We start from the raw sequence: 26,988 nt of genomic DNA, 5'->3' as shown, positions 1-26,988 counted from the left end.
CTATGCGTTCGCGCGGGGCCGCCGGCTCTCCGAGGCCTCTTCGTCCTGCGCGTCCTCGATCGCCAGCTCGATGGCCTTGACGAGCGCGTCGCGGCGCTTGTCGTAGATGTCGATGCGCGCGCGGTTGCGCAGGATCCGCATGCGCGCCTCGCCCACCTGCCGCTCCTTGGCGGCCAGGGCCTGCTGCGCCTGCTGCGCCTGCGTTTCGAGCGCGACCTGTTGCGCGGCGGCCTGCGAGCGGAAGTCGTTCAGCGCCAGATACTCGTCGGCGCGAAACGAACTGCCGCCGAGCATCGCGTCGATCTTGCGGTCCTGGCGCGCGAGCTCCGCCACCTGCGCCTCGACGGCGGCCACCCGCTCGCCGAGCGCGCCGGCAAGCGCGGCCGACTCCCCGCGCAGGCCCGCGAGCGCGGCGTTCAGCTTGCGGTCCTGCTGGCGGCGGCGCGAAAGCACACGCTCGAATGCCGCCACGCGACGGTCTTTCATCGTCATCCCCTCGACCTTATGACTGCCTCACAACTGCACGATCTGGAAAAGCTGGGAAATCATCTCCCCCGGGTCGACCAGCAGGTCCGTCGGCTGGCCGAGGAATTCGCGAATCGCGTCGATCTTCGCGATCGCTTCGTCGGCCAGCGGATCGGTGCCGGCCTGGTATTCGCCAACCTGCAGCAGCAGCTCGACGTCCTTGTGCTTCGCCATCAGGCGGCGCACGTGGCCGGCCGCCGCAACGTGATCGCGGTCCACCACTTGCGACATCACGCGCGAGAGGCTGCCCAGCACGTCGATCGCCGGGTAGCGGTTCTGCGCGGCGATTTCGCGCGAGAGGATCATGTGACCGTCGAGAATCCCCCGCACCTCTTCGGCAATCGGATCGCCGCCGGATTCGTCTTCCGCGAGCACCGTGTAGAGCGCCGTGATCGAGCCGTGCGCGGAACGCCCCGCGCGCTCCAGCAGGCGCGGCAGCTCCGCGAAGATCGACGGCGGAAAGCCGCGCCGCGTGGGCGGCTCGCCCATCGCCAGGCCGATCTCGCGCTGCGCGCGCGCAAAGCGCGTGAGCGAATCCATCATCAGCAGCACGCGCAGGCCGCGGTCGCGAAAGTACTCGGCAACGGCGGTGGCCGCATACGCGGCCTTCGCGCGCTCGATCGAGGAGCGGTCCGACGTCGCGCAGACCACCACCGAGCGCGCCATCCCTTCCGGCCCGAGAATGTGCTCGACGAACTCGCGCACTTCGCGGCCGCGCTCGCCGATCAGCGCGATCACGTTGATGTCGCATTGCGCGCCGCGCGCGAACATGCCCATCAGCGTGCTCTTGCCGACGCCGGCCGGCGCGAAGATGCCCATGCGCTGCCCTTCGGCGAGCGTCATCATGCCGTCGATCACGCGTATGCCGGTGGGCATCGGGGTGTCGAGCACGGGCCGCGACATCGGATCCGGCGGATCGGCGAAAACCGGCTGAAACTCGTCGCACGCCAGTTCGCCCTTGCCGTCGATCGGCCGGCCGAGGCTGTCGATCACGCGGCCGAGCAGGCCGTCGCCAATGCGGATCGAGAGCGGCCGCTTGAGCCCGATCACGCGCGTGGCGCGCGAAATGCTGCCGAGCCGGCCGAACGGCGAGAGCAAGGCGATGTCGCGCGAGAAGCCGACCACTTCGGCGGACTGCAGCAGCTCGCCTTGCGGCGAGCGCAGTTCGCACAGTTCGCCGAGCGTCGCGTCGAGCCCCGACACGCGCAGCAGCGTGCCGATCACTTCCTGAACCTTGCCGCACTGCGCGGGCGCCGGGCGCGCGCGCAGCTCGCGCTCCATGGCGTCCATGAGGCCGGCAAAGCCGCGCGCGTCTTCAGGGGGTCGTGCGGCGATCGTGTCGTCGACGCTGTCGATCATGATGTCCGGTTCTCCCTTCGTTCATCCGTTTCATGCCGGCAGCGCGGCTTCGTATTCTTCGACAGGCTCGCCTTCGGCCTCCTGATCCGCGGGCTGCGCCGGCCAATCCGTCTGACCGGCGTTCCCGGCGAGGCCTTCCGCTGCCTCGTGAGCAACGCTTTGCACCGCGCGCGCCAGCGCGGCGCGCATGGCGCCCAGCTGGATCGGCAGGCTCACGTCGACGGCGCCGAGGTCGGTTTCGCAAACGCACGCGCCTTCGTCGAGCGCCGCATCGGCCCGCACGACGAGCCGCACGGCACGTCCGGCATCGCGCCAGCGCAGCGCGACTTCTTCGAACGCGGCGCTGGCCGCGTCGAGATCGGACGGATGCACGCAGACGTGCACGGGACTGCCGTCCGCGACGATGGCCTCCACGGTCGACGCCGCGCGCACGAAAAGCGCTTTGGGATCTTCCGCAGCAACCACCTGCTCGACCGCCAGCGCCACGAGTCCGGCAAGCCGGTCGCGCTGCGTGGCGCCTAGCGTTTGCGCGTCCGCGTGCGTGCGCATGGCGTGCTCGTGCCAGTCGGCGAGGCCCTGCGAAAAGCCGTCCTCATAGCCCCGGCTCGCGGCGCTCGCGTACTGGTCCTGCGCGTCGGCAAGGAGCGCTTCGGCTTGCGCGCGCGCGGCGTCGAGCATCGACTGCGCTTCGTCGCGCGCGGCCTGCAGCGCCGCCTCGCACTGCTCGCGCATTTCGGCATAGCCGGCGTCGATCTCGACGAGGCGCGCGAAGTCCCCGGCGCGCAGCACGTCGCCGTCGACGCCGGCCCCGAGGCCGGCCGCCGCGCCCTCCGCCTGGGGATTGCGTAACCAGATCACCATGACCACTCCGGAAACAAGTCGGGCAGTTGCGAAACAATCGAAAGACTGGCGTTGCGTCCGGGCCCGTTCGCCGTGGCGAGCGGCGGCACCGGGCCGGCCGGCTCCGGCATGGCCAGCTGCGCGATCGCGAGCGGACCGGCCTGCGTCCAGCCGCATTCGCGCTCGAAGAGCCGGTAGCCGATCCACGCCAGCGCGTCGCCGTCGACCCGGCCGAGCGGCGCCGCGAGCGGCGCGCCGGACAGCGCGCGCCGTTGCCCGAGCAGCACCTGCGTGCCGCGCGGGCCGATCCAGTCGTTCAGCCGTTGCCGGCGCGGCCGGTCGATCCACGAGCGCACTTCCTCGCCGTGATCGAACAGCGCGCGCAGCCGGAACACGCCCAGGCACGCATTCGCCGGCAGCACCGCGAGCGCCGCGCCGGGCGCGCTGAACGAGGCGAGCGGCGGCGCCGGAAACCCCAGCGCTTGCAGCATCGCCTCGGCGAACGCCGCCGTTCCGGCCGCGCCGCCATCCGTCAAACGATCCGCGCACGGAACCTGCGCGCGGCGCAGCGGGTGCATCCACTCGAACAGCGTGCGCCGCCACGCGTGGTGCGCGCGCAAGCGCGCGGCCACCGCGGCCGGCTGGCCGCCGCCGGGCAATTCGCTACCGTTTCCGTCGCGCGCATCCATGCCGTCACCCGCCGTTCGTCAATACGGAAACCGTGCTCATGCCGGCGTTTTGGCGGCCCGCGCGCCGCGCCGCGGCAGCAGCGAAGCCAGCATGCCGCCCGCTTTCCCGGCCTGCCCCGCCTGCCCCGCTTTCTCCGCCTTCGCCGCATTGCCGCGCAGGAACGCGAACGCGCCGGCCGCGAGCAGCAGCAGCACGCCGAGCGCGCCGCCCGCGTAGACCACCGCGCCGTCCTGGCGCGCGCTGCGCGGCTGCAGATCCAGCGCGTCGGCGGGCACCGAGGTCACGCTCACCTGGTCGTAGGTCAGTCCCTCGATGCTGTGCACGACGAGGTTCTTGATCGCGGGCGTGAGCGTTTGCAAATCCGCATCGGGCCGGTACTTGATGAAGACGGAAGCCGACGAGGGCTTCACCGTCTGCGCGAGCGGATCGTTGTTCGGCAGAACGATCTGCACGCGCGCCACCACCACCCCGTCGATCTTCGAGAGCGTGTCGTCGAGTTCCTGCGAAAGGCCGTAGATGAACCGCACGCGCTCTTCCGTGGGTGTCGAGACGAGGCCGTCCTTCTTGAAGAGATTGCCGAGGTCGTCGTACTGCTTGTGCGGAATGCCGCGCGACCGGAGGATCTCCATGGCATGCACGATGTCCTTCTGGTCGACGCTGACGGTCCAGGTCTTGCCCGCATCGGGCGAGCTCTTCTGCGCGTCCACGCCGTACTGGACCAGCGCGGCGACCATCTCGTTGCAGTCGCTCTCGGTAAGCTGGCCGTAGAGTTCCTGCTTGCACGCGGTGAGCGCGAAGACGAGCGCGACGGCGGGCAGCAGCCGGAGCCAGCGGCCGGCGGATTTCGCGGCGGGTTGTGCAGCGAGTTGGGGGGTGCGGGTAAGCGTCTTCATGTCACTGGTTCTTCATCAAGGTCTGGACGGCGTCCTTCGACGACTGCACGGCGGCCATCTTCACCTGCAGGTCGGCGTTCAGGCTCGCGATCTCGAGCTGGACCGTCATGTCCGCGGCGGCGATGCGCTCCATCGAGAGCGAGCTCATGTGCTGCGACATGTACAGCACGTCGTTCGGCACCTGCCGGTAGTAGTCGGACTGCTCCTCGACCGCCTTCGTCACGATGTTCGGCCCCGCCGTATGCGCGGCATGCGGGTTCGGCTCGACCTGCGCGAGCATCGACTGGAACTTGTCGACCAGATGCTGTGGCGCCTGGGCCGGCTGAGCGGCCGGGACAGCCCCGGAAGTCGCCGCTTCGTTCGCGATGCGGGCGAGTTCGTTTTCGAATTGCGTGATAGTCGTGAAGCTCATGTCCTTTCTCCGGTAACGGGCGACAGGTTCAGATCCGCATGTACTGCAGGACGAGCTGCATGTCGCTGGTGGTCTGTGACGGCGCGGCGGCCGCGCCCCCCGCTTCGGCGCGCGCGCCGCTTTCGAACTCGCGCGCCGAATCCGGCGCCACGAAGCGCCCGGTGCGCTTCGCGGCGGCGACCGCCTGCTTGACATCGTCGCTGGCAAGGAGCACCCGCGCGAGGCGCGCGACTTCGTCGTCGCCCCCCTCTTCCACGAGCTTCCTCGCCTCTTCCTGCCAGCCGGGCTCCTGAGCCGCTTTAAGACACCGCAGCAGCATGCCTCTCGAAGCCGGCAGGCACAGCGAGCGGTCGGCGAGATCCCTGAAGAGCCGCGCTGCGTCGCTCCACTCCTCGCGCAGCATCATCAGCCAGCCGTCGAAGAACGCAAACTCGGCGCGGCCCGGGCGCATCACGTGCAGCACGCCCACGAGCTGCTCGATGTCGTCGATGTCGATTCTCGCCGGGCCCGCGTAGGCCGCCAGCGCGGCCCGCACGAGGTCGACGACCGCTCCGACCGCCGCCGACGGGCACTCCGCCTGATTCTTCAGAACGTCCATCCTTTTCCTCCGGGGAAATCAGTCCGATCCAGTGCGCGGGTATGCGCGGTTCCTGTTGACGCTAATTTACGCAACGCCCCGCAGCCGCCACGCGCACGGCACGAAGTCGCAGAACGAATTGCGAAGCGCCGGCGCGGCCGGGCGGCGCGGCGTCGCTTCGCGGTATTCGCCGCGGCTTCGCATCCGCCGCGTGCGCCGGCGGCGCGCACGGCTAACGTTGCAGTGTGGGTAGCCCGGCTTTGAATCGAGGGGGGGCGCCCGGGACCGCAAGCGAAGGACGCACGTCATGAGCGACGAAAAAACCGAAGAGCCGTCAGAGAAAAAGCTGAAGAAGGCGCGTGAGGAAGGCCAGGTCGCGAAGAGCTCGGACATCGTGGAAGTGGCCTGTCTCAGCGCGATCTTTCTGGTGTTGATCGCCGGCCAGCACTATCTGGCGGACACGCTGCGCGCCGTGGTCCAGGATGCGCTCGACTTCACGCATGGCGAGCGCTCGCTGCAGGATCTGGCCGTCTACGGCACCGACATGGCGAAGCATGCGCTCGAGCTGCTGTGCGGCATCGCCGTCATCGGGCTCGGCGCGGCGCTGCTCGCGCTGGCGCCGCAGACGGGCCTGCAGATCTCGCTGCAGACCATCATGCCGAAGTTCACCGCGGTAAGCCCTTCGTCGGGCATCACGAAGATTTTCTCGATGAGCTCGGTGGTCGATCTCGCGAAGATGACCGTCAAGGCGGTCGTCCTCGTTGCCGTGATGTGGCAGACGATCAAGCAGTCGATGCCCGTGGTGGCCAGCGCGCTCGACCAGTCGGTGCCGCAGCTGATCGGCGTGCTCTGGTCGGTGCTGATGCACGTCGTCGCCGTGGCGTGCGTCGTGTTCATCGTGATCGGCGCGCTCGATTTCAAACTGCAGAAGTGGCTCTTCGTGCGCAAGAACAAGATGTCGAAGGACGAAGTCAAGCGCGAGTTCAAGGACAGCGAGGGCAACCCCGAAGTCAAGGGCGAGCGCAAGCGCCTCGCGCGCGAGTTCAGCCAGGAAGCGCCGAAGCGCAACGTGTCGCGCGCGAACGTCGTGGTCGTGAACCCCGTTCACTACGCCGTGGCGATCCGCTACGACCCGAACGAGTTTCCGCTGCCGGTCATCATCGCCAAAGGCGTGGACGAGCAGGCGCTGCTGCTGCGCCGCCAGGCAACGCGGGCCGGCGTGCCGATCGTCGCCAATCCGCCGGTTGCGCGGATGCTGCACAAGGTTCCCGAGAACCAGCCCGTACCCGAAGAACTGTACGAGATCGTCGCGGCCATTCTGCGCTGGGTAGACGGCCTCACGATCCAACCTGCAACAACGGAGTGACGCAGATGTTCAAGACCATCAAACTGCCGGGGGTCGGCGAAGCCGGTATCGCCGTCCTGCTGATCGCGATCGTCTCGCTGATGATCCTGCCGCTGCCGCCCGCCGTCATCGACGGGCTGCTCGCCATCAACATCACGGTCAGCATCACGCTGCTGATGGTCACGATGTACGTGGGCAGCATCGCGACACTCTCCTCGTTTCCGTCCGTGCTGCTCTTCACCACGCTCTACCGGCTCTCGCTCAACATCGCTTCGACCAAGTCGATCCTGCTGCATGCGGACGCCGGCAACATCATCGAAAGCTTCGGAGAACTGGTGGTCGGCGGCAACCTGGTGGTCGGGCTCGTGGTCTTCGTCATCATCTCGGTGGTTCAGTTCATCGTGATTGCGAAGGGCTCCGAGCGGGTGGCCGAAGTCGGCGCGCGCTTCACGCTCGATGCGTTGCCGGGCAAGCAAATGAGCATCGACGCCGACCTGCGCGCGAACATCCTCACGCCGGAAGAAGCCCGCAAGAAGCGCGCGCGGCTCGCGGTGGAAAGCCAGCTGCACGGCGGCATGGACGGTGCGATGAAGTTCGTGAAGGGCGACGCGATCGCGGGCCTCCTCATCACGATGATCAACATCGTCGCCGGGATCGCCGTCGGCGTGGCCTATCACGGCATGTCGGCCGGCGACGCGGCCAACCGCTTCTCGGTCCTCTCGATCGGCGACGCGATGGTTTCGCAGATTCCGTCGCTGCTGATCTCGGTGGCGGCCGGCGTGATGATCACGCGCGTGGAAGACTCGAACGAAGGCGAGTCGTCGCTCGGCGAGGACATCAAGCGCCAGTTCACGAGCAACTCGCGCGCGCTCTACTTCGCCGCGCTGCTGCTGCTGGGCTTCGCGGCCGTGCCGGGTTTTCCGGCGCCGCTCTTCGCGCTGCTCGCCGGCATCCTCGCGTTCACCGGCTACCGGCTGCAGAAGAAGGGACACCAGGCGGGCAGCGGCGGCGGCAAGGCCGTCGTGGCGCTGCAGCGCGCCGGCGCGAAAGGCAATGCGCCGTCCATCCTGCCGCGCCCGCCGCAGTTCACCTGCCCGCTCGGCGTGCGGCTCGCGCCCGACGTCAGCCTGCGTCTCGCGGCCGACGCGCTCGACCGCGCGTTCGACACCCAGCGCAACGCGCTTCAGGCCGAAGTGGGCCTGCCGTTCCCCGGCATCATGATGTGGACCGACACCACGCTGCCCGAGGACGGCTACGAGGTGATGATCTTCGACGTGCCGTACGGCAGGACGACGCTCGCGCAGGCGCAGGCGGCGCAGCAGTCCGCGGCGGGCGGCGCGCAAGACGGCAAGGACCCGGCCACGCCCGAAGCGCTGATCGCGCGGCATACGATCGATCTGCTGCGCCAGCATGCCCACCTCTTCCTCGGCATTCAGGAAACGCAGTGGATTCTCGACCAGCTCAACGAGGACTACCCCGGACTCGTCGCGGAAGTGCAAAAGGCGCTGCCGCTGCAGAAAATGGCCGACGTCCTGCGCCGCCTGATCGAGGAAGGCGTGCCGATCCGCAACATCCGCAGCATCACGGAAAGCCTCATCACCTGGGGGCCGAAGGAAAAGGACATGCTGATGCTGACCGAGTACATCCGCATGGAACTCGGCCGGATGATCGCGTACCGGGCCACCGGCGGCCCGCGCGACCTGCCGGTCGTGCTCGTGGACGTGCAGGTCGAGCAGCATATCCGCCAGTCGATCAAGCAGACGCCCACCGGCAACTTCCTGGCGCTGCCGCCCGACGAAATCAACCGGCTGGTCGCCAAGATCGCCGACATCGTGGGCGACGCGCCGCGCCAGCAGATCGCGCTCGTGGCCTCGATGGACATTCGCCGCTACGTGAAGCGCATGGTCGAGTCGCGCCTGAGCTGGCTGCCGGTGTACTCGTACCAGGAACTCGGCGCGCACGTGGACCTGCAGCCGGTCGGCCGGCTGACGATGTAACCGCCCGGGACCGCCATGCACGCCAAAGCCCCCCATCGCGCCCGCGTCATCGCGGAGCCTCTTTCGCACACCGAACCTCATCGGCATGCGCCCGCCACGCTGTCGGCGCAGTTGAGCCGCCAGGCGGAGCTGTTCAGGCGCTTGCGCGGCGGCGCCGACGCCGACGCGACGCAGGACGACGCGCCCGAACCCCCGGGCGCGGAACTTCAGGAAATGCCCGATCCGCTGTTGGAGAACGCGGATGAGCACGAGGTCGAACGCCACGGCGAACGCGGCAGCCGCGGCGACTGCGACGAGGAAGGCGGCGACGATCCGGAGCATGCGGACGAGCCAGCCGACGAGCCTGCGCCCAGCCACGGGGCGGCATTGCCGCCGGGCGAGCCGCACCTGGCCGCCGTTGCCGCCGCGCATGGCTCGCACGCGTCGGCGCACTACCGTGCGCCGGTCACGGCGGTCGAAGCACCCGCGCGCGCGGCGAACCACGCGCGCCAGTTCGTCGAATCGATCGTCGCGCAGGTGGCGGACTTCTGCTCGAATCCGGCGGTGCTCACAGGCGGCTCGTGGCACATCACGATTCCCGTTTCCCCCCAACTGCTGCCGGCCTGCACATTGAGCCTGACGCTTTCGCATTTCGACTTGACGCTTCGCTTCGACACGACGGAGGACCGCTCGCGCCAACTAATCTTGCAACATGCAGCGACGCTTCGCGAAAGTCTGGAGCAGGTGACGCAAAGCCGCTTCGACACGCCGCGAAACATCGAGATCATCGTCACTTAACGCAACGTGAAAACGACGGACATGCCACTCAACGACGCCCCGGTTTCCGGCTACCCAGCCGCTTCGAACGCCGTCACGCTCGATCGGGCCAGCCTGCCGTCGCTCGACGCGACAACGGCGCGCCAACACCGGCTCGCCGTAGACGAACGCCTGCGCGCGGTGCTCTCGCATACGTTCGGCGTGGCCGGCTGGAGCGTCGGCACGCGCGACCTCGTCGCGCCGGAGCGCGCGGCCGTCGTGCGGCTGCGCTGGGGCATGGAAAGCGCTTCGGTGCGCATCGACGTCGCGCAGCATCCCGCGCTCGCGAGCCTCGCCGAATCGAGCGGGCCGGACAACGAGAATCTGCGCAACGCCGTCTGCGCGATCCTGCTCGACCCGTTGCTGCAGGCGCTCGGCAAGCTCGGCATGGAGGGCGTCGAAATCGTCTCGTTCGCGCGCGCCATGCCGGAGCCGGCGACCGGGGCAACGGCGCAGGCAAGGACTCACACAACTACGCAGGCAGCCCAATGCTGCGCGATCGGGTTCCGGCTCGGCGCGCAACGGATCGACGCGACGATCGGCCAGGTGGACGGCGGCTGGCTCGACGCACTCGAAGCGCTGGTCGCGCGGCAATACACGCCGTTTGCCACGCATGTCAGCGAAATCACCGTGCCGGGGCGGCTGCAGATCGGCGAAAAGACGGTCAGCGTCACGACGCTCGATTCGCTGCGTCCGGGCGACGTCATCCTGCGCGCGGTGTCGGACGACGTCGCGGCGCTCCTGAAACGCGAAAGCGAATCGGGCCGGGTGCAGGCTGTCTGGGGCCGTTACGGCACCCGCCAGCTGCGCGCCGCGGCCACCCTCACAGGCAACGTACTTACCCTCAGCGAGAACCCCATCATGAGCCACGACTATTCGTTCAACGCTCCGCTCACCGACTCGATCGACGCGCCCGTCGAAATCAGCCAGCTCGATCTTCCGCTGAAGCTCGAAATCGACACGGTGTCGATGCCCGTCGCGCAGTTGTCCGCGCTGCGTGCGGGCTATGTGCTCGAACTGCCGACCGCCGTTCCCGACGCGCGCATCCGGCTCGTGACCTACGGTCAGACGATCGGCTTCGGCGAGCTCGTAAGCGTCGGCGACCATCTCGGCGTGCGTCTCGTCCAGCTGTCGAGCAGCCATGATTCAGTTTAGCGACATCACCGGGCTGCTGGTCACGGTCGTCGCGATCAGCCTGATCCCCTTCGTCGCCATGGTGGCCACGTCCTACGCGAAGATCGTCGTCGTGCTGGGACTGCTGCGCAACGCGCTCGGCGTGCAGCAGGTGCCGCCGAACATGGTGCTGAACGGCATCGCGGTGCTCGTGTCGGCCTACGTCATGGCGCCGATCGGCATGCAGGCCATGCAAACGATGCAGTCGACGCACCGCGCGCCCGGCGCCGATTCGTCGGCCGTCGTGTTCGATCTGTTCGACGCGGCCAAGGAGCCGTTCCGCACGTTTCTGGAGAAGCACGCCCACGAGCGCGAAAAGCGCTTCTTCGTGCGCTCGGCGTCGGCGATCTGGCCGAAGGACATGGCCGCCAAGGTCCGCGAGGACGACCTGATCGTGCTGGCCCCGGCCTTCACGCTGACCGAGATGGCCGACGCGTTCAAGATCGGCTTTCTGCTGTACATCGCCTTCGTCGTCGTCGATCTCGTGATCGCCAACGTGCTGATGGCGATGGGGCTGAACCAGGTGCAGCCGACGAACGTGGCGATACCGTTCAAGCTGCTGCTGTTCGTGGTGATGGACGGCTGGTCCACGCTGGTTCACGGTCTCGTCATGACTTATCGTTGAGAGTATTGCCATGGAAACCGATACGCTCGTTCGCCTGACCACCCAGGGGCTGCTGCTGTGCCTCTCCGTCTCGATGCCGGTCATCGTGGTCGCCGCCGTCTCCGGCCTCGCGGTGTCGTTCGTGCAGGCCATCACGTCGATGCAGGACCAGAGCATCTCGTATGCGGTCAAGCTCGTCGCCGTCGTCGCCACCGTGCTGTTCATGGGCGCCTGGGGCGCGGCCGCGATCCTGCGCTTCGCCAATGAAATCGTCACGATCGCGGTGCCGTCATGAGCACCTCGGGCGTCAACGGCGCGCACTCGCACCATCACGCCGAACAGGCGGCGCAGGAGGCTCGCAGCGAAGACAATCATGCGAGCATGACGCACGAGCAGCGTGTCGTCAGGCAGCGCACGATCTTCGGCCGCAAAATGCGGGCCAAAAAGATGGCCGCCCAGAAAATGGCGGCTTTCTTCCAGGGCCGCAAGTTCGCGACCTCGGAAAACAAGGGGCCGCAGTCGCAGGGCGCGAAGCTGCGCCAGCAGCTAGGCCGCGCGCCGAAGCCGCGGCAGTCCGGCAAAGAGCGCGGCAAGGAGGCGCTTGCCGACGACCCGCGCGACGACGCCTCGCGGCTGCCGGAAGAACGGCAGGAGCATCACGAGCACGAGCACAAACGCGAGGGCGAAGAGCGCAAGCGCGACCAGGAACAAGGCCGCGAGCAGGAGCAGGACCGCGACCGCGGGCAAGGCCAGAACCAGGGCGACGAACGCGGGCAATCGCAACAGGATTCGCAGCAGCAGAATTCCCAGCAGCAAGGCTCCCGGCAGCAGGACGGGCAATCGGGGCGCGACGGGCGGGAAAAGCCGCGCAAGTTCGCTGTCAAGACCGAGAAGGCCGGCAAGCTCAAACGCGCGCTCTCGCAGGAAATGCGCACGATCGGCGAGCAGCTGCGCGATTCGCCGACGCTTGCGCACGCGCTGATCACCGCATCCGCGAAGGAAGTGCTGCAATTCACCTCGCAGCTCGAGCTCGGGCCATTGCTGGCCGTGCCGGCGATGCTCGCGAAGACCTCGCCCGCCCTGATGAAACGCTCCCCGGCTCGCTTGCAGGCGCATTACAACGGCACGCTCGCCCACGCTCCCGCGGCGCCGGGGAAGGCGGCGGCCACGCTGGGGCTGATCGGCCACTCGCTCGACTTCACGCTCGCGCGGCAACGCCACGGTGTGCAGTACACCGCCGACGAGCAGTCGGTGGGCCGTGCGATCCAGCTCGTCCGCGACGCGCAGGCCGAGCTGCGGGCCGATCCGTCGAAGAGCCCGGATCACGCTTCGGGTAAAGCTCAGAAAGTTCGCGTCGCGCCGCTCGCGCCGGACGGAAAAACCTAAACTGGCTTCAACGGTTGAAGCCGGGCCGGCAAAAGCGCCCAGCCAGTCAACGCAACGTCGCACAAACGGGAATCACGAACATGAAAGCCCTTCGAGTACTGACTGGTGCCCATGCCGGTGCGCAGGTCCGGCTGGCGGCCGGCACCTGGCGAATCGCCGGCGACGAGAATGCGGACATCTGCATCAGCGACTGGGCCGTGGAAGAACTCGAACTCTGCATCGGCGAAGACGGCGTGACGCGGCTGCGGTCGCACAACGGCGACGAGGTGCTCGTGGCGGATTTCGTGGCCGTGCCGTTCGGCGACGTCGTGTTCTGCGTGGGTCCGGACGATGCCGAATGGCCGCGCGATCTCGACCTGCTCTCCGGACTGTGGAAGACGGCGGAGCCGGAGGTCGAAGCGAACGCGAAACCGGCCGTGCCGGCTGGCGACGCAGCGGACGAAGACGCCGAAGAAGCCCCGCTTGCCGCCGATTCCGCACCGCTGCACGCGGCGCGGGCAGGAGCGCAGACAGGGATGCAGACTGCAGCCCCGGCGCCGCGGCGCATGACCTGGCGCACGGCAGCCGTCGCGCTGGCCTGCACGGCCGCGATCGGCGGGCTGGCGACGACCGGCGTGATGCTCGCCGGCACGCAGCCGAGCGAAGCGGCGAACATGCGGTTCGATCCCGACACGCTCGCGAGGGAAGTGGACGGCGAGCTGCACCGCGAAGGGCTGGCCGACCTGCACGCGATCGCGCGCCGCAACAGCGTGGCCGTGGACGGCATCGTCTCGACGGCCGGCGACGGCGCGAAGGCGCAGCGGATCATCGACGGCCTCGCGCCCGGCAAGGTGCAGAAGGACTACGACGTCGCGCAGGAAGACGTCGACAACATCCAGCAGTCGCTTGCCGGCACCGGCGCCGCGGTCAGCTACTCGGGCCACGGCGTCTTCAAGGTCAGCGGCCGCGTGCAGTCGATGGCGACGTTCCAGACGCTGATCGCCGGCGTGCGCGCCGACCTCGACGACAACGTGAGGCGCGTCGACATCGACGTGAAGGAATCGCCGACGCCGGCGCCGGACACGGAGTACACCGAAGTTGTGGCAACGGGCGGACTTCGCTACGTGGAAACGCCGGACGGCACCAAGCACCTGTTTTCCGGCAATTGAGCGCAGGGCACGCAGTTACCCGGGATTGGCCGGGCAGCTATCCGATATCAAGAGGACACCAAAGGAACCGACATGTACGACGCACTGTTACCCGTTGCGCAGGACCTGAACGCACTCGACGCCACGCTCGCGGCGCCCGACGGTTCGACGCGGGTCGCGCGCATCGCGGCCGCTTTCGACGAGACGGCACGCCGGATCAGCGCGGCCACGCAAGCGGCGGTCGACGATCGCGAGCGCCTGGAGCTGCAAAAGCTTTACCGCGGGATGATCGCCGCACGACGCATCGTCCTGACACTTCACGAACGTCACAACGCCCGGAGCGCGGTGGGGTTCTGATCAGCAGTACTTTTCAATCCACTCTCTTTACTTCTCAAAAGGAGCTTTACCATGTCCAACGCCGCTTCGGGTGTCTCGCAGGCCGGTTCGAACACCGCCGACATGATCGGCCAAATGAACCAGATGGCCGATCAGAGCAACGCGATGACGATGGCTTCGATGGAAATCAACATGAAGGAGCAGGAAACGTCCGCGCTGGCTACGGTCGGCAACAACGGCGCCAAGAACATCTCCGACGCCGCGAAGGGCCAGTAAGCCGTACCGCAATGCCCAGTCCCGCTCGCGCGAGGGCACGGAAACCGTAAGCATTCCTTTCCGGTTCCGTGCCCTTCTCGCTTCGCGCCCGCCACCGTTAGCGCGTCCAGATTCGCGTAAAGATTTCAGCCTATGAGCAGCGAACGTTTCGACGAATTGATCTACGAGATCTGCGATGTCGTCGGACTGCCCGACCCCGAGTACGTTGCCGAGATGCGCGCACTCGAAATCGAGGGCTTCGACGTCCATCTCGACCATCAGGAAAGCGATCCGGATTCGCTTTACGTGACCTTCCATTACGGGGCGGTGACGCCGGGACGATCGCTCGTCGTGTTCCGGCTGATGCTCGAGGCGAATCTGCTGATCTATGCGCAGGACCAGGCGCAGCTCTGTCTCGATGCCGATACCGGCAGCGTCGTGCTGCTCGTCTACGTGCCGATGACGCCGGACACCACCGGCGAATATCTCGCGGACCTCTTCGGACACTACGCCGAGCATGGCCGCTACTGGCAGACCAATATTCTCGAGTCGCCCGACGAAATGTTCGAAGGGATCGCCTCCGGCAACCTCATGTGGCTGCGCGCGTAGCGTGTTACGCGGCCACGCCCGGAATCAGCAGCACCAGCCGCTGCCGCGCGCCTGGAGTGGAACCCGGCGCGGCGATCACGAGGCCCTGGCCGGGCATCACGTTTTCGTCGACGGTTCGTTGCCGCGCACCGTCGCCGGCGCGTCCCAGTTCGACGAGCAAGTCGATGCCGAGCGCTGGCGACACATGGTCGATGGTCGGATCGACCGAGAGCCACACGTCGGGCACCGCGTCGCCGGAGCCGGAGCTGTCTCGACTGTCGCTCGCGGCAATGCGCGCTTCGTGACGGTCGATGACGGCGGGCGACCGGTCGAGCGTGACCGCCGTTTGCGACACCTCGATTTGCGCGCGTCGCGCTTTCGCAAGCGCTTCGAGACCGGCGACGAGCGCGCGGGCGCCGTCCGCGACGCCCGTTCCGTCTCCGGCCGCCACGCCGCGCGGCAACGCGGGCTGCAGCGCGGCGAACGCATCGGCGTCGACGTCGACCACCCAGGCCTGGACCGAAACGAGCTGCGGCTGCACGTCGAGATCGGACACGAGCATGCCGTCCGCGTCGATCCGCTCCGGTTTGTCGCGGACCAGGATCGAGTTCGTCGTCGCGTCGGCCTCGATGGCCGGCAGCGGCGCATCGAACTCGACGACCTGTTGCGCCGGTGTGTGTAGCCCAAAGCGTTGCCCGAAACGCTGCCGCAAGCGCGTGGCCGCACCCGGCACCACCACCGGGCGGCCGTCGATCACGCGCGTGACGTCCGCGGCATTGGTGTTCGTCAGGCGGAAAACGCGCACCGTCGTGCGCACGCGGTCTTTCGCGTCGCCCTCGAAGCGCGCGGCCGCGGTCCGTATGCGCTCGACGTAACTCGGCGGCCCGAAGGTCGTCACCGTCCCGGCGGCATCGTCCACCCTCAGCGGGAAATGATCGTCGGTCACGCCGGACTGGTCGAGCGCCGCGCGCAGCGCGCTCGCCGAGAGGTAGTTGGGATGAATCGCCAGCTGTGACTGCGCACCGGTCGGCGAGACCTGCAGCACCGCGCCGTCGTAGTACCAGACGAAGCCATACGATTGCCCGAGCATGTCGAGAAAGCGCGCCGGCGACAGGTCGAAGCGGCCGCTCACGACACCGTCTACACGGCCGTCGATCCGCACCGGCATGTGCTGGCCCGCGCCGAACACGTTGAGCGTGTCCGCCACGCTGCTGCCGTTCGTCGCATAGACGAAGCGGCTGCCGGCCCAGTTGGGCTCGGCGGCCAGCGCGGGCGGCGCGCCGATCAATGCACCAAACAGCGCACCAAGCAGTGCACCCGCCAATGCACTGACTGCGGGCGCCGCCCGCACGACGAAACGAAGCGCGCGCGCGCTCATGGCTGCTCCGCCGCGCGCGAACCGGCGTCCGCCTGCGGGCCGGTGTCGGGCCTGAGCGTCAGCCGGTAGCCGGTGGCATAGACCGACTGCACGCTCCACTCCACGCCCGCCGCTTTCAGGCTCGCGCGCACCCGGCTCACGTACATGTCGACGGACCGGCTTTGCACCGCCGCGTCCCAGCCCCACACCACGCTCATCAGATCCTGCCTGAGCACCACCGCCCCCATGTGGCGCGCGAGGTGCCACAGAATGTCGAATTCCTTCGTGCCGAGCTTGTGCGCCGTGCCGCCGACCACGAGCGAGCGCGCCTGCTGGTCGAGCGCGCAGCCCTCCTCGACCAGCATCTTGCGGCCCTGCACGTTCATCGGCGCGAAGCGGCGCAACAGCACGCGCGCGCGCGCGAGCAGCACTTGCCGGTCGTATGGCTTCACCAGATAGTCGTCGGCGCCCGCATCGAGAATGCGAACGATGTCGGACTCGGCGGAATGCACGGTCTGGAAGATGACGGGCATGGTCGACTGCGAACGGCCGCGGATCTTCTGCAGCAGCTTGTCGCCGTTCACGCCGGGCAGGTCCCAGTCGAGAATGGCGAGGTCGGCCCAGTTGTCCGCGAGAAATTGCTGCGCTTCGAGGCCGCTATGAAACGCGTCCACATGGTAGTCCTCAGCTTTCAGCCACGAACGGACCAGCGCATGGTGCGCCACATCGTCTTCCACGAACAGAATGCGTACCGGTTTGCCTGCAAGCGATTTCATCGTCAAACCCTTTTCAATCGGGACGTCCCGCGCGCAGCGCCCGGTCCGCGTCGACAAGCGACGTCGGCGCCCGCACCGGCGCGACCGGATTCAGGCACGGCAGGCGCAGGACGAACATGGTACCCCCTTGACCGTTGAGCTCGGCGTAGAGTGCGCCGCCGTGCATGCCGACGATCTGCACCGCGAGCTTGAGCCCGAGACCGAAACCGGTGGCCGTTTTCTTGCCGAGCTTTTCGAAATCGGTGAGCCGCTCGCCTTCGAGTAGCCCCGGCAGCCCGCCCGCGCGGTCGTTGACGAGCACCTCCGCGAAGCCCTCGACATGCCGCAGCGAAACGGTGACGGCTTCGCCGCGCGGCGACGCGCGAACGGCGTTGTCGATCACGTTCTGGATCGCGCGGGCGACGAAGTTGCGCATGCCGTTCACCCATATCGGCGAGCTGTCGGGCAGCCAGAGCTGCAGCGCGACGCCGCAATAGACGGCCGTGACCTCCAGTTGCGAAATGATCTGGCGCAGCGTCGCGCGCAGGTCGAGCCGCTTGAAGTCGCGCCGGTTCAGATGCTCGGTCACCGACGTGAAAATGAACTGCTCGCCGAGCGACAGCACGTAATGCGCGAGCTCGGTGATCTGCCGCATGCCTCCGCAGCGCTCGAATGCCTCCGGGTCGCTCGCGTCGAGCTGCGTGAGCGCGCTGATCGAGTTGAGCGGCGAGCGCAGATCGTGCAGCAGGAAGCGCAGCGACATCGCGCGTTCGTCGAGCGCGCGCGCGAAAGGCGTGACGTCGGTCACCGCGATCAGCGTGCCGGCGGCGCCCGCGCCGCTCGGGCCCGCCTGGATCCACAGCGTGGTCTCGTCGATGCGCAGCTCGCGGCCCGTTTCCAGGTCGCGTGCGCGCGGCACGTCGTCGAGCTCGAAGCGCTCGCTGAGCCCCACGCTGAAGTCGAGTCCGGCCGGCAGGTCCATCTTCAGCATCTCGAGCGCCCGGGCATTCGCGTGGACCACGGCGCCGCCGGCATCGAGCTCGACGACGCCGCACGGCAGGCCGCCCAGCGTGCCGTGCGGACGCCCTGCGTCGTTCTCGGGCATAGGATGAACGGGCTCCACGACGGTCTCCTCTCGTTTCTCGCGAATGTCAGTTAAAGCAGGCAGTTAAGGCGGGCGGTTAAGGCGTGATCACGCGCGGCGACAGCAGGAACAGCTGCTCCATGTGGCTACCTTGTTTGCTGTCCGTGCGGAACAGCGCGCCGAGCACCGGAATCTTCGAAAGCAGCGGCACGCCGGTCGAACCGTTCGTCGAGCTGTCGTCGCGATAGCCGGCGATCAGGAGCGCCTGCCCTTCGTTGATGAACGCCTGCGTGTTGATCGTCATGTTCTGGATCACGGGCAGATTGCTGACGGTTTGCGACGTGAGCTGGCCGTCCTGGATCGCGACGTCGAGTTTGATGCGCGTCTGGCCGTCCTCTTCGACGACCATCGGCAGAACGCGCAGCGAAACGCCCGTCGAAATGCTGTAGAGATCGCCCGACGTGTAGCCCTGCACCGGCACGAAGAACTGCGTCTGGTTGTCCATCACCGCTTCGATGTTGTTGAGCGTGACGACCTTCGGGCTCGCGTCGATCTTGGCGAGATTCGTCTGCGTCAACGCGGAAACGCGCGCCATCAGGTAGCGCCCCGCGTCGCCGAGCACCGCGGCGACCGAAGCGCCCACCGGCGTCGCGTTGACCAGCACGCCGCCGGGCAGCGTGGTCTGGCCGAAGTTCTGCGTGATCGTGCCGCCCGAATACGTGCTTTGCGCGAGCGTGCCGGTGCCGGTCTGCACGTTGACGTGGCTGTTGTTCAGCGTCCAGTCGACGCCGAGCTGATCGAGCGCGGCGTCCTGGATTTCGATGATGTGCGCTTCGATCTCGATCAGCTGCGGCTTCACGTCGAGGCGCTGGATCAGCGTGCCGTACTGCCCCATCCGGTCCGGCGTGTCGCGAATCACGACCGAGTTCGTGCGCTGGTCGGCCACGATGACCGGCAGCGTGTCCGTCGCCGCGCCGGCCGTCGAATTGCCCGAAGCCGGCTGCGGTTCCTGCTGGGCGTCGCCCACCACCGACCGGATGGCCGGCGAAGGCTGCCCGGTCAGGCCGCCGAACATGCCCATGCTCGCGCCCGAGCCCGCGGCGCCGGAAGGCAGCGGGGGCGGAATATAGGGGCCGTTATACGTGTTGCCGTTGACGTCGTTGACGGGCGTGTTGTGCACGACGCCGGTTGCCGAACGGCCCTGGCTGCTCGCCTGCTTGTCGGACTTCGCGTCCGTGTGCGGATGGTAGATCGAATTGAGCACGGCCGCGACGCCCTGCAGCGTCACCGGCTGTCCGTCCACCGGAACCGTGCGGTCCTCGGCCCATGCGTGAAGCAGCGGGAAAACGCGCACCTCGGTGCCGGAGCGATGCGAGGCATTGTCGTCGAGGCGCGCGGCCACGTCCTTCACCATCTGCACGTAGCGCGGCGGACCGCTCACGAGCGCCGTGCCTTGCGCGCTGTCGTAGACGATCGGAAAGCGGTCGTCGGCGATGTGCAGCCGTTCGAGCTCCTCGCGCAGCGCATCGGTGCCGGCGGAATCGAGCTTCACGAGCGTGCTCTGCATGTCCGACGCGGTGGAGATGTCGAGCACCTCGCCGTCGTAGTACCAGACGAAGCCGAACGAGGCGGCCAGCGTGTCGAGAAAACGCCGCGGCGGCAGATGAAACTTGCCGCTCACGGTGCCGGAAAGCTCGGGGGCGATCCGCGCCGGAATGCCCTGGCTTGCGCCAAAATCGCGCAGCACGTCCTTGATATCCTTGCCCTGCGCTTCGTAGTCGACGATCGACGTCCGCCAGTGCACGGGCGCGGCGTGGGCGGCGCGAGCGACGAAAAAAATCGCGCCAAGAACGAGCGCCGCATACAGGGCCACCCGGCCCAGCTTAGGATTCCAGTTCGCCGCGATCATGACGCGTCACCCGCCGCAAGACAGGCGCGCTGCGGGTACGAGTTGCGGCACGAGTTGCTTCTCCGACACGTAGACAAGGTTTTCATGTAATTTCTTGCTACCACTTTTATGGGAAGGCATTGAACGATGAACGCTCCAGCGCACGAACGCCGCGATCTGACGCGCGAAATTCTCGAACTGATCGATTTGCGCCAGACCTTCACCGACATTCATATCGAGCAGGACAGGCCGATCATGATCAAGGCGCCGCGCGGCTGGCTCGCCGTCGGCGAAGAGCCGGTGCTTTACGACGAACTGGTGCCGACGCTCGCCTCGATCGAACCCGACTGGGAAGCGCAGCTTCAGCGCGGCGCGATCGACCGCCCGTTCGTGCTGACGCGCTGCCGTCTGCGCTGCAACATCTACCGCACGAACGGCGGCAGAAAGCTCGTGATCTCGATCCGCCGCCTGCCGCTCACGCCGATGCCGCTCGACAAGGTGGGCCTGCCGGCCTACGTGCGCTCGATGATCGACAGCGCGAAGGGCCTCATACTCGTCACCGGGCCGACCGGCTCCGGCAAGACGACGACGATCGCCTCGCTGCTCGAACACATCAACCGCACGCGCAACAGCCACATCATCACGATCGAGGAGCCGATCGAGTACGAGATCGAGGGGCATACGTCGATCGTTTCGCAGCGCGAAGTGCCGACCGACACGCCGAGCTTCCCGGCAGGCCTGCGCGAGGCGCTGCGGCAAAAGCCCGACGTGATCATGGTTGGCGAAGTGCGCGACCCGGAAACCGCGGAAACCGCGCTGCAGGCGGGCGAATCGGGCCACCTCGTGCTCGCGACCATGCACACGGGCAGCGCCATCGGCACGCTCACGCGCCTGCTGTCGTTTTTCCCGCCGGAGCAGCGCGAGCGCTACGCGGCGGCCCTCGCGAACTGCCTGATCGGCGTGATCTGCCAGTGCCTCGTGCCGACGGCCGACGGCGAAAACTTCGTGCTCGCGAGCGAGCTGCTGTTCAACAACAACCAGCAGATCAGCAACGTGCTGGTGGACCCGGCGAAGGTGCCGTATCTCGCGGAGTTCATGAAGCGCAAGGAGGACAACATGTCCCGGCTGCTGAACGATCATCTGTTCAGCCTCGTTTCCAAAAACCAGTGCCTCGCGCGCGACGTGCTGCGCGCCACGTACAACCGGCTCGAACTGCACGAGATGCTGCAGACGCTCGCGCAACATTGAACTGGAAAGTTTCGGCATGGGCACCCGGTTCGCTCAGTAATAAGTGCTGATCGTCCAACCCGCCGCGACCGCCGTGTTTTGTATGGTCGTTCCGCCCGTGCCGCAGTAGTTGCTGGTCCACGGCGTGCTGAGATTCGGCGAATAGGTTGCCCAGTTCGTCACCACGGTGACGGTAAACGTGCCGGCAGAACCCGCCTGGGTCAGCGAATTGTTGATGCCGCCGGAGTCGTCGGTCAGCGTCGGGCTCTGGCTCTCGATATGGGTAGGGGTGGTGATGCCGGGGCCGGTTATGTCGACGTCCTGAGAAATCTGCGCCGCGTAGCCTGGCGTCGATCCGCACAGGCCGTCGTTCATGTGCGCCCAGGTCGAGGCCACGATGACGCCCGGCTTCGTGAGCGAAACGGTGTACATATACGTGTAGGAGTACGTGCCGTTGGCGCCGTTATACGAGTAACCCGCGCCCGTGTTGCCGGTGTTGCCGTAATCGGGTGCCGAGTCGGCCGGACAGTTATAGTCCGACACGGGATTCGGGTTCGGTACGATGAGCTGGCAACCGGTGTACGTCGTTCCCGGCAAGATTGCGGTCTGCGGCTCCCACGTACCGTTCTGGCAGGACAGCACATCCCCGGCGGCATCGGTCGTGACGGACGTGGTGTTCGCCGCCGACGTGCACGTCCCGCCGATCGTCGCCGAATTGCCGAGCGCGATGGCGCCCGACTCGTCCACCGCGAGCGCCTGCCAGGCAGTCCCGTTGTACACGTAGGCGCGATTGGTCGCGTTGGTCATGCGCACGTCGCCCTGATTGGCCGGCGTCGGCAACGACGCCGCATCGGCCACCGGCTCGCGCCAGTGAAACGAGGCTTCCGGCGTCCATTGCATGGACGCGTCGTTGCAGTTCAGCACGTTGCCGTCCGAGTCCGCCGCAATCGAGCCGGATTGCGCGCAAGGTGCATAGTCGACGTAGGCCGTGGTCCCCTGCGCAAGCACGATCGGCACCTGCATCGTGTTGGCCGCCGGGTCGCCCGGCACGGCCACGCGGTACAGGTAGTCGGCATTCTGCGCCTGCGCGCCGTTGTAATAGATGAGGCTCGCCGGATGCCCCACGCCGGTCGCCGTGCCCGAGCACGACGCGCCCGCCGGGTTCGGCGTCGCCAGCGTCCAGCTTCCGTAGGCGCCTTTCGCCTCGCCGGCCGGGGTGTTGATCGCCTGCATCGAGCCGCCGCCCGCGCCCGAGTTCGCGGCGATATAGCCCAGCTCCGCGTCCGCAATCTTGCGGCCGCCTTCCGTCACGAGCAGCCCCTGCAGCGCGCCCGTCGGCGACGCGGCATAGATCAGCAGACACGGCGTCTGCCCGTAAGAGTTCACGTTGTTCATCGCGCTCGACAGGTAGGTCGACAGCTGATACGTCGTGCCCGTGAGCGCGGCCACCACCGGCGTAGAGGGGGTGGCCGCCGCGCTCAGCGCCGTGTAGTTCTGCCGGATCAGCTGCGTGGCGGCCGTGCTCAGCTGCGACTGGTAGAGCGCCGCTTGCTGTGCCTGCGTGTCCTGCAGCGACGAATTGATCATCGCGACGAGGCCCACCAGCATCATCGCCGCGATCGCCAGCGCGGCCAGCACTTCGATCAGCGTGAAGCCGCGTGCGCGCCCGCGTTCGTGGCGCGGCCGTATACGAGCGCGAGCGCGCTTCACGAGGGCGGCGTGCATGTCAGTCATAGGCCTGCGCCATCCACACCGGCATGCCGTTTGGAATGCCGTTCGCGAGCGCGGCCGGCAGGCTCACCGGCGGGTTGCCCGGCGAGACGACCGTCGCGCCTTCCGCGACGCCGGCCAGCGCCGACCCTTGCGCAAGCTGCTCCATTGCCGGAATGGCGCCCGTCGCCGCCACCGCCGACGCATACACGACGACGAGGCTGCCCCCATAACTCGTGTTGGGTTCGACGTAGTTCATCCATATCGGGTTCGCGACGACGGAGCCGAGATACGGCGCCAGATACGAGGTCTGCACGCTGCCCGCAAAGGTCGGATTCGCCAGCGCGAACTGGACGAGCGCCTGCTGGTACTCGCTCATGTTGGTCGCGAGCGCCATCGACGAAGGGCCCTGCGCGAGCGGCGCCGATTCGGCGTCGAGCAGCGCATAGGCTCCCGTCAGCACGGCTAACGCGACGATGACCCATGTCAGGTACATGTACCGGCGCCTGTGGTGTCGATGAACACGAATGACGGCGAAGGCAAGGCGCGATCAGGTAGAAGTCCAGATCATCGTATCCGTACCGCTGCTGCCGCAATCCGTCGTCGCCGTCGAAGGCGTGATCGGGAAGGCGGTTTCCGTTGCACCGCCGCCGCCCGACGTGGGCGTAACCTGTATCTGCGTCCAGCTGCCCGTAGCCGTAAGCGCATTGATGCAGACGGCGGAGGGCACGTCGTCGAATTCGATCGTGAACGTGTTGCCGGCGGTACTTGCCACCTTCACCGAGCCGCCAAACGAATTCGACGCGGTCGCGGTCGTTCCGGTGCCGCTCACGGGAATCGTGCTGGGCAGCGCCCCCGCCGCGGCCAGTGTCGAGACGCCGATGTCCTGGTAACCGTTGGTCTGCCCCATATAGAGCTTCTTCACGCCTGCCTGAATCGCGTTGACCTGTTCCGCCAGCTCGTTGGTTCCCGCGCTGCTGAATGCGCCGTTCAACAGCGCCACCGCGCCGATCACGACAATCGCCGCGATCCCGAGATACGCAATCGCCTCGAGCAGCGACGCACCGCGCTGGGCGTGCCTGGAGCGATGGCGCATCAGTCCCGCGCGAATGGGTCCAATCATGGTCTTGCTCTGCATGTTGCTCTCCGTCATCTCAAACAATCGGCACGACACTCGTGGCGTGCCACCCGTTTCGAACAACCCCCGTACCTCTGTCAATCAAACCGCAAACTCAATGAACGCTGCGCGCCATAGCCGCAATTTCCTGCTGAATCCCGAAGAAGCCGGTAATGAGCCAGCTCAGCACGAGCGAGAGCACGACGATCGAAGCGCCGTTGACAATGCGCATCTGCGTCTCGATCGTGGCGACGCCTTCGCTCATCCATTCCGTGGCGATCGCCTGCAGCGCTTCGGCAAAGCCCTTGTATTCGGCGTAAATGCAGAGATCGTCGACGATCTCTTTCGACGGAAACCGGTATCCGGTGTTTTTCATCGCCTCGCCGATATTGAGCCCCGACTTCACGCCGAACAGCATGTCGTCGATCCGCTGGCGCAGCCACGGCTTCGCGTCCGTCGCAAGCCGCGCCAGCGAGCGCTCGACCGTGAAGCCCGCGGCCTGCAACGAGGAAAACGCAACCAGAAAGCCGCAGCCCACCATCAGGCGATACACGGAATACGGCGGAAAGCGGTCGAGAAAAATGCGCCCGCTGCCTGACCAGCGCGGCATCGAATAGAACAGCAGCGCCAGCAGCATCAGGAAAAGCGCGATGCAATAAATCATCCCGGTCTGGACGAAGCGCGACAGGTCGAAGAGCGAGCGGGCAACGCCATGCCAGTTCTCGGGGCTGACGATCAATGCAAAGCGCGGGATCACGAGCTTGCCGAACAGGTAGACGTAGCCCACCGTCATCGCGAGAATCACGGTCGGATAAGCAAGGCCGCCGACAATCGCCGCGCGAATGCGGCTGCTGTACTGCACGACACCGCAAACGTTCAGCAGCGAGGCCTCGAGACGCCCCGACTGCTCGCCCGCCATGACGATCATCTGTTCCGTGTGCGGAACCCACCACGTCATCGCCTCGGCCAGCATGCCGCCGTTTTGCACCACGGCGCGCCAGTCCGCCAGCGTGATCGCGAGCGACTCGTTCGGCTTGCGTCCCTCGTGCGAAGCCCGCAGTTCGAGCTCTTCCAGAATCTTGAGCAGCGGCAGTCCGTTCGACAGCATCTTCGCGATCTTGCGGTAGATCCGCAGGCGCGTGTTCGCCGTCAGCTGCAGGCGGGCCCATTGCCGGTTGAGGTCAAGTGCCATAGCTGTTTCCGACCGCCAGTTGGGGCTCGAACCCGCCGGCATGCTGCAGCGGCCCGACCACGCGCTCCGCCATGCGCGGATCGACGAGCCCTTCGGCCACCTTGTCGATCGCATGTTGCGCGACCGTCTGGCCGCCGAGTTCGGCGACCCAGTAGTGATGCGCCTCGGACTTGCGCCCCGCGCGCAGCAGCTCGCAAAACTTCTGATTGGTATGCACCACTTCGGCCACGACCGTGCGGCCGACCGTGCCGCTCTTGCAGTGCGGGCAACCGGGCCCCGCGATACGGACCTGTTCGAAGCGCGGACCGACCGCGCGCTTTAACCGCGCGACCAGCCCCACGTCGAGCTGATGGATCGCATCGGTCAGCGGAACCGAACAGTGCGGACACAACAGCTTCACGAGGCGCTGGCTGATGAGACCCGTCACCAGCGATTCGTCGGTGATCATCGCGATGGGCAGGCCGAGATCCACGAGACGGTCGACGATCGCGAGCGCGCCGTTCGCGTGAACCGTCGTCCAGACCTGGTGGCCCGTCATCGCCGCGCGCAACGCGCTTTGCGCGGAAGCGCGGTCGCGCACTTCGCCGATCATGATCGTGTCCGGGTCCAGACGCATCGCGTTGGCGATCGCCGCGGCGAACGCCAGCGAACGCGCCTCTTCGGTCGGCGCATTGATGACCGGCGTCTGCACGGCGCCTTCGATCGGATATTCCACCGGGTCTTCCACCGTGATCACGTGGATCGAGCCGGCCATTTCGCGCAACTGCTTCGTGAGCACGCGCTGCAGCGTCGTCGACTTGCCGGAGCCGGTCGGTCCGCTGATGATGTTCATGCCGTGCGGCTGCTGCGTGAGCAGGTCGAACACGCCGGCCTGCGTCGGCGTGAAGCCGAGGTCCAGCAGGCTTGTCGATTCGCCCGCGTCGTTGTACAGAAGACGCAGCACCATCACGTTGCCGATGCTCGTCGGCGCCGTGGCGATACGCACACCGAAGAGTCGGTCGGGCAGCTTGTCCCGGTCGCCGATCGCCGCGTCCTGCCGCTCGTTAGGCTTGTAGGTCGCGTCCGAAACGCTCGACATCGCGGCATAGAGCGTGGCGAGCAGCCGCTCGCCGTACTCGCGCGTCTGCTCCGACACGCGCACGAGTTCGTTGTGAATGCGAAACAGGATCTCCGTGCTGAAGCGATTGACGCGAATGTGGATGTCCGAAGCCCGCTCGTCGCAAGCCCTCGAGATCAGGTTCTTCGCGACCACCTGCATCTGCGTGTGATCGACGCGCTCCGCGCTGCCGTCGCGGCGCTGGCCCTGATAGGCGCGCCGGATGACGTCGAGGCTCACGAGCCGCGTCGTATAGCGGCAGTTGAGGCGTTCGAGGCGCGCGCAATACGACAGCACGAACGGGTTCATCTCGTGCCCTTCGGCGACGAGCAGCGCGCCGTCGTCGAGCAGGCAGAGGAACTTGCGCTCTTCCTCGCTCGCGGCGAATTCGCCGCTGTCCGAAAGCGGCCGCGCGCCGGCGGGCGGCGCCGCGAACGCCGCGGGTCGCGCCGGCAATACCGGCAGCGCGGAGACGACCGACGCCGACGCCGACGCCGATGCCGATGCCGTATCCGCAGCCGCTTCGCGCGGCGCCACGAGCGCCGGAACGAGGGTCGGCGCGCCTGCGTCGTCGACGGCAGCGGGCTTTGCCGCGCGCGACAGAACGAGCGGCTTGATTGTTTTGGGCGGATTGCCCGGAGGCACGGGTGCGGATTCCAT

At 67.1% G+C, this 26,988-nt stretch carries 28 protein-coding genes; 12 read left to right on the top strand and 16 right to left on the bottom strand.

Features of this window, described 5'->3' with window-relative positions; translation table 11 throughout:
• The 7 genes from BAC01S_RS06220 to BAC01S_RS06190 are packed head-to-tail and all read right to left on the bottom strand — an operon-like array spanning position 1 to position 5,317.
• Positions 1-486 (bottom strand): type III secretion system protein, encoded by a 486-nt coding sequence (locus BAC01S_RS06220; RefSeq protein ID WP_027793978.1) that lies wholly within the window; start codon positions 484-486, stop codon positions 1-3.
• Between the two features lie 27 nt (positions 487-513).
• Positions 514-1,884, bottom strand: coding sequence for a type III secretion system ATPase SctN (gene sctN, locus BAC01S_RS06215; protein ID WP_027793977.1), 1,371 nt, complete (start codon positions 1,882-1,884; stop codon positions 514-516).
• Between the two features lie 30 nt (positions 1,885-1,914).
• Positions 1,915-2,745, bottom strand: coding sequence for a type III secretion system stator protein SctL (sctL, locus tag BAC01S_RS30490; RefSeq protein WP_052408704.1), 831 nt, complete (start codon positions 2,743-2,745; stop codon positions 1,915-1,917).
• Entirely contained in the window at positions 2,739-3,413 is a 675-nt protein-coding gene (locus BAC01S_RS06205) for a type III secretion protein HrpB4 (RefSeq protein WP_043201346.1), read from the bottom strand. The genes sctL and BAC01S_RS06205 overlap by 7 nt, the downstream gene beginning before the upstream one ends.
• Before the next feature lie 36 nt (positions 3,414-3,449).
• Positions 3,450-4,307 (bottom strand): type III secretion system inner membrane ring lipoprotein SctJ, encoded by an 858-nt coding sequence (gene sctJ / locus BAC01S_RS06200; protein ID WP_027793975.1) that lies wholly within the window; start codon positions 4,305-4,307, stop codon positions 3,450-3,452.
• 1 nt (position 4,308) lies between these two features.
• Positions 4,309-4,719: a type III secretion protein HrpB2 gene (locus BAC01S_RS06195; protein ID WP_027793974.1), complete on the bottom strand. Its 411-nt coding sequence runs from the start codon at positions 4,717-4,719 to the stop codon at positions 4,309-4,311.
• A 28-nt stretch (positions 4,720-4,747) separates the two neighbouring features.
• The gene (locus BAC01S_RS06190; RefSeq protein WP_027793973.1) at positions 4,748-5,317 is read right to left on the bottom strand and encodes an HrpB1 family type III secretion system apparatus protein; all 570 of its coding nucleotides are present in this window, start codon (positions 5,315-5,317) and stop codon (positions 4,748-4,750) included.
• Between the two features lie 286 nt (positions 5,318-5,603).
• On the opposite strand from BAC01S_RS06190, the gene sctU reads away from it, so the two are divergent.
• The 11 genes from sctU to BAC01S_RS06130 all read left to right on the top strand — a co-directional run bounded on the left by sctU (position 5,604) and on the right by BAC01S_RS06130 (position 14,923).
• On the top strand, positions 5,604-6,662 hold the full coding sequence (gene sctU, locus BAC01S_RS06180; protein WP_027793972.1) for a type III secretion system export apparatus subunit SctU: 1,059 nt from the start codon (positions 5,604-5,606) through the stop codon (positions 6,660-6,662).
• A gap of 5 nt (positions 6,663-6,667) precedes the next feature.
• Positions 6,668-8,638: an FHIPEP family type III secretion protein gene (locus BAC01S_RS06175; protein WP_027793971.1), complete on the top strand. Its 1,971-nt coding sequence runs from the start codon at positions 6,668-6,670 to the stop codon at positions 8,636-8,638.
• Positions 8,639-8,653: 15 nt separating this feature from the next.
• On the top strand, positions 8,654-9,415 hold the full coding sequence (gene sctP, locus BAC01S_RS06170; protein WP_027793970.1) for a type III secretion system protein SctP: 762 nt from the start codon (positions 8,654-8,656) through the stop codon (positions 9,413-9,415).
• Between the two features lie 21 nt (positions 9,416-9,436).
• Positions 9,437-10,588, top strand: coding sequence for a type III secretion system cytoplasmic ring protein SctQ (gene sctQ, locus BAC01S_RS06165; RefSeq protein WP_245616515.1), 1,152 nt, complete (start codon positions 9,437-9,439; stop codon positions 10,586-10,588).
• Entirely contained in the window at positions 10,575-11,231 is a 657-nt protein-coding gene (gene sctR / locus BAC01S_RS06160) for a type III secretion system export apparatus subunit SctR (RefSeq protein WP_027793968.1), read from the top strand. The genes sctQ and sctR overlap by 14 nt, the downstream gene beginning before the upstream one ends.
• A gap of 10 nt (positions 11,232-11,241) precedes the next feature.
• Positions 11,242-11,505: a type III secretion system export apparatus subunit SctS gene (gene sctS / locus BAC01S_RS06155; protein ID WP_027793967.1), complete on the top strand. Its 264-nt coding sequence runs from the start codon at positions 11,242-11,244 to the stop codon at positions 11,503-11,505.
• Positions 11,502-12,596 carry a hypothetical protein gene (locus BAC01S_RS30485; RefSeq protein WP_052408703.1) on the top strand — a complete coding sequence of 365 codons (1,095 nt, stop codon included), beginning with the start codon at positions 11,502-11,504 and terminating at the stop codon, positions 12,594-12,596. Before sctS ends, BAC01S_RS30485 begins: the two co-directional genes overlap by 4 nt.
• An 80-nt stretch (positions 12,597-12,676) precedes the next feature.
• Positions 12,677-13,744 (top strand): secretion protein SctD, encoded by a 1,068-nt coding sequence (locus BAC01S_RS06145; protein ID WP_027793966.1) that lies wholly within the window; start codon positions 12,677-12,679, stop codon positions 13,742-13,744.
• A 72-nt stretch (positions 13,745-13,816) separates the two neighbouring features.
• Complete coding sequence (locus tag BAC01S_RS06140) at positions 13,817-14,080, top strand: hypothetical protein (RefSeq protein WP_027793965.1); 264 nt, start codon at positions 13,817-13,819, stop codon at positions 14,078-14,080.
• Positions 14,081-14,131: 51 nt separating this feature from the next.
• Positions 14,132-14,335: a hypothetical protein gene (locus tag BAC01S_RS06135; RefSeq protein WP_027793964.1), complete on the top strand. Its 204-nt coding sequence runs from the start codon at positions 14,132-14,134 to the stop codon at positions 14,333-14,335.
• A gap of 132 nt (positions 14,336-14,467) precedes the next feature.
• Positions 14,468-14,923 carry a type III secretion system chaperone family protein gene (locus BAC01S_RS06130; protein WP_027793963.1) on the top strand — a complete coding sequence of 152 codons (456 nt, stop codon included), beginning with the start codon at positions 14,468-14,470 and terminating at the stop codon, positions 14,921-14,923.
• Positions 14,924-14,927: 4 nt separating this feature from the next.
• On the opposite strand, the gene BAC01S_RS30480 is transcribed toward BAC01S_RS06130, so the two are convergent.
• Genes BAC01S_RS30480 through sctC form a run of 4 tightly spaced genes read right to left on the bottom strand, consistent with a single transcriptional unit; the run spans position 14,928 to position 20,007 of the window.
• Positions 14,928-16,280, bottom strand: coding sequence for a secretin N-terminal domain-containing protein (locus tag BAC01S_RS30480; protein WP_052408702.1), 1,353 nt, complete (start codon positions 16,278-16,280; stop codon positions 14,928-14,930).
• Positions 16,277-17,035, bottom strand: a complete 759-nt coding sequence (locus BAC01S_RS06120; protein ID WP_027793962.1) for a response regulator transcription factor — start codon at positions 17,033-17,035, stop codon at positions 16,277-16,279. The genes BAC01S_RS30480 and BAC01S_RS06120 overlap by 4 nt, the downstream gene beginning before the upstream one ends.
• A gap of 13 nt (positions 17,036-17,048) precedes the next feature.
• The gene (locus BAC01S_RS30475; protein WP_407667909.1) at positions 17,049-18,137 is read right to left on the bottom strand and encodes a sensor histidine kinase; all 1,089 of its coding nucleotides are present in this window, start codon (positions 18,135-18,137) and stop codon (positions 17,049-17,051) included.
• 58 nt (positions 18,138-18,195) lie between these two features.
• Positions 18,196-20,007, bottom strand: coding sequence for a type III secretion system outer membrane ring subunit SctC (gene sctC, locus BAC01S_RS06110; RefSeq protein WP_043201338.1), 1,812 nt, complete (start codon positions 20,005-20,007; stop codon positions 18,196-18,198).
• A 126-nt stretch (positions 20,008-20,133) separates the two neighbouring features.
• Between sctC and BAC01S_RS06105 the strand changes: the two genes are divergently transcribed.
• Positions 20,134-21,234 (top strand): type IV pilus twitching motility protein PilT, encoded by a 1,101-nt coding sequence (locus BAC01S_RS06105; protein ID WP_027793960.1) that lies wholly within the window; start codon positions 20,134-20,136, stop codon positions 21,232-21,234.
• Between the two features lie 33 nt (positions 21,235-21,267).
• Here the strand turns inward: BAC01S_RS06105 and BAC01S_RS06100 are convergent, their stop codons facing one another.
• The 5 genes from BAC01S_RS06100 to BAC01S_RS06080 form a co-directional block, all read right to left on the bottom strand.
• Positions 21,268-22,947 (bottom strand): prepilin-type N-terminal cleavage/methylation domain-containing protein, encoded by a 1,680-nt coding sequence (locus BAC01S_RS06100; RefSeq protein WP_084168265.1) that lies wholly within the window; start codon positions 22,945-22,947, stop codon positions 21,268-21,270.
• Positions 22,940-23,419, bottom strand: coding sequence for a type IV pilus biogenesis protein PilM (pilM, locus tag BAC01S_RS06095; RefSeq protein ID WP_027793958.1), 480 nt, complete (start codon positions 23,417-23,419; stop codon positions 22,940-22,942). The genes BAC01S_RS06100 and pilM overlap by 8 nt, the downstream gene beginning before the upstream one ends.
• 54 nt (positions 23,420-23,473) lie before the next feature.
• On the bottom strand, positions 23,474-24,061 hold the full coding sequence (locus tag BAC01S_RS06090) for a type 4 pilus major pilin (protein WP_052408708.1): 588 nt from the start codon (positions 24,059-24,061) through the stop codon (positions 23,474-23,476).
• A 94-nt stretch (positions 24,062-24,155) separates the two neighbouring features.
• The gene (locus BAC01S_RS06085) at positions 24,156-25,232 is read right to left on the bottom strand and encodes a type II secretion system F family protein (protein WP_027793956.1); all 1,077 of its coding nucleotides are present in this window, start codon (positions 25,230-25,232) and stop codon (positions 24,156-24,158) included.
• Complete coding sequence (locus tag BAC01S_RS06080; RefSeq protein ID WP_027793955.1) at positions 25,222-26,988, bottom strand: GspE/PulE family protein; 1,767 nt, start codon at positions 26,986-26,988, stop codon at positions 25,222-25,224. The genes BAC01S_RS06085 and BAC01S_RS06080 overlap by 11 nt, the downstream gene beginning before the upstream one ends.

Origin of the sequence: Paraburkholderia acidipaludis NBRC 101816 (assembly GCF_000684975.1) — a bacterium.
Classification (GTDB): Bacteria; Pseudomonadota; Gammaproteobacteria; order Burkholderiales; family Burkholderiaceae; genus Paraburkholderia; species Paraburkholderia acidipaludis.
Note: the sequence above shows the minus strand (reverse complement) of the source record. Positions and strands in the feature narration are given on the sequence as shown.